This window comes from Moorena sp. SIO4E2, assembly GCF_010671945.1.
GTDB classification, from domain to species: domain Bacteria; phylum Cyanobacteriota; class Cyanobacteriia; order Cyanobacteriales; family Coleofasciculaceae; genus Moorena; species Moorena producens.
The window spans coordinates 1-1,370 of sequence record NZ_JAAHIE010001235.1 but is presented as its reverse complement, the minus strand read 5'-3'; the positions used below and the strand labels follow the sequence as shown (position 1 = coordinate 1,370).

Genomic DNA, 1,370 nt, shown 5'->3' with positions numbered 1-1,370 from the left:
CGCTTCTTGATAGTATAGCACTACCCATTCAGATGTTTGACATTCATAAACTCCAAAACTTAGTCATAGCTTACTTCTGACTTCTGACTTCTAACTTCTGACTTGCGTGTAGCGCTATAACTGCCTCAACCCATGACTCCCCTGAGTACAGCTATTTCACCCGAATCACTTCCAACGGAATCCAAAATTATTAGTAGCGGTTATCCCTTAAGTATTGCGCCAATGATGGATCGCACTGACCGCCACTATCGCTATTTCATGCGCCAGATTACAGGACGGACATTGCTCTACACCGAAATGGTCACCAGTGCAGCAATTCTTCATGGCGATCGCGAACGCTTGCTAGGCTTTTCCCCACAAGAGAAACCCCTAGTCTTACAAGTTGGTGGTGACACTCCCAGTGACTTAGCTGAATGCGCCCGAATTGCTGAAGCTATGGACTATGACCAGATTAATCTCAACGTTGGTTGTCCCAGTAGTCGGGTGCAAAATGGCAATTTTGGAGCTTGTTTGATGGCGCAGCCTGAACAGGTAGCACGCTGTGTAGAGGCTATGGTTAAAGTAGTCAACATACCCGTTACTGTCAAGCACCGTATCGGTATTGATCACCTTGACCGCTATGAAGACATGGCTAACTTTGTGCGCATTGTCTCAGAGGCCGGTTGTCAGCATTTTACTGTACATGCTCGCAAGGCTTGGCTACAGGGTTTGAGTCCAAAAGAGAATCGCAACGTCCCACCCTTACGTTACAGTGACGTCCATCGTCTCAAGCAGGAGTTACCTGACTTATTCGTGGAAATTAATGGTGGATTCACTAGTCTTGAACAAGTGCAAGAACAACAAGAGTATGTCGATGGGGTAATGATTGGGCGTGCAGCTTACGACAATCCCTATCTGTTTGCCAAAGCTGATTGTGATATCTATAGCGAGACAGTTATACCCCCAACTCGCCATCAGGTGGTCGAAGCCATGTTTTCCTATATTGATCACTGGGTAGCCAAAGGTCTTAAGCTGAACAAAATTACCAGACATATGCTGCAATTATTTGCAGGGGAACCAGGTAGTAGAGCCTGGAAACGTCATCTAACTGAAAATTCCTGCTTGGTTGGTGTTGGTTCTGATGTCGTTCGCGAAGCTTTAGCTAAAATTCCCTAGGCTAAGCATACAGCGGTCAGCGGTCAGCGGTCAGCGGTCAGCTTTGTGGTAAGCATATGCTGACAGTTTTTTATTGCCATATACCCTATTATATATTATTAAGTATTTTTGTACTATTATAGTATATAATAATCATAAATATAATAGTGGTAGTGGCAGATTTAGCGGCAAAATACTGCTATAATTCAGATTTTATGCTTCAAAAACCGCTCCCC

1 protein-coding gene is annotated in these 1,370 nt (G+C 44.5%); it reads left to right on the top strand.

The genetic code is table 11. The features are described from left to right. Positions 1–132: 132 nt before the first annotated feature. A complete protein-coding gene (gene dusA, locus F6K37_RS42510) occupies positions 133–1,155 on the top strand; it encodes a tRNA dihydrouridine(20/20a) synthase DusA (protein ID WP_287257233.1) in 1,023 nt (340 codons plus the stop codon). Positions 1,156–1,370 lie beyond the last annotated feature (215 nt).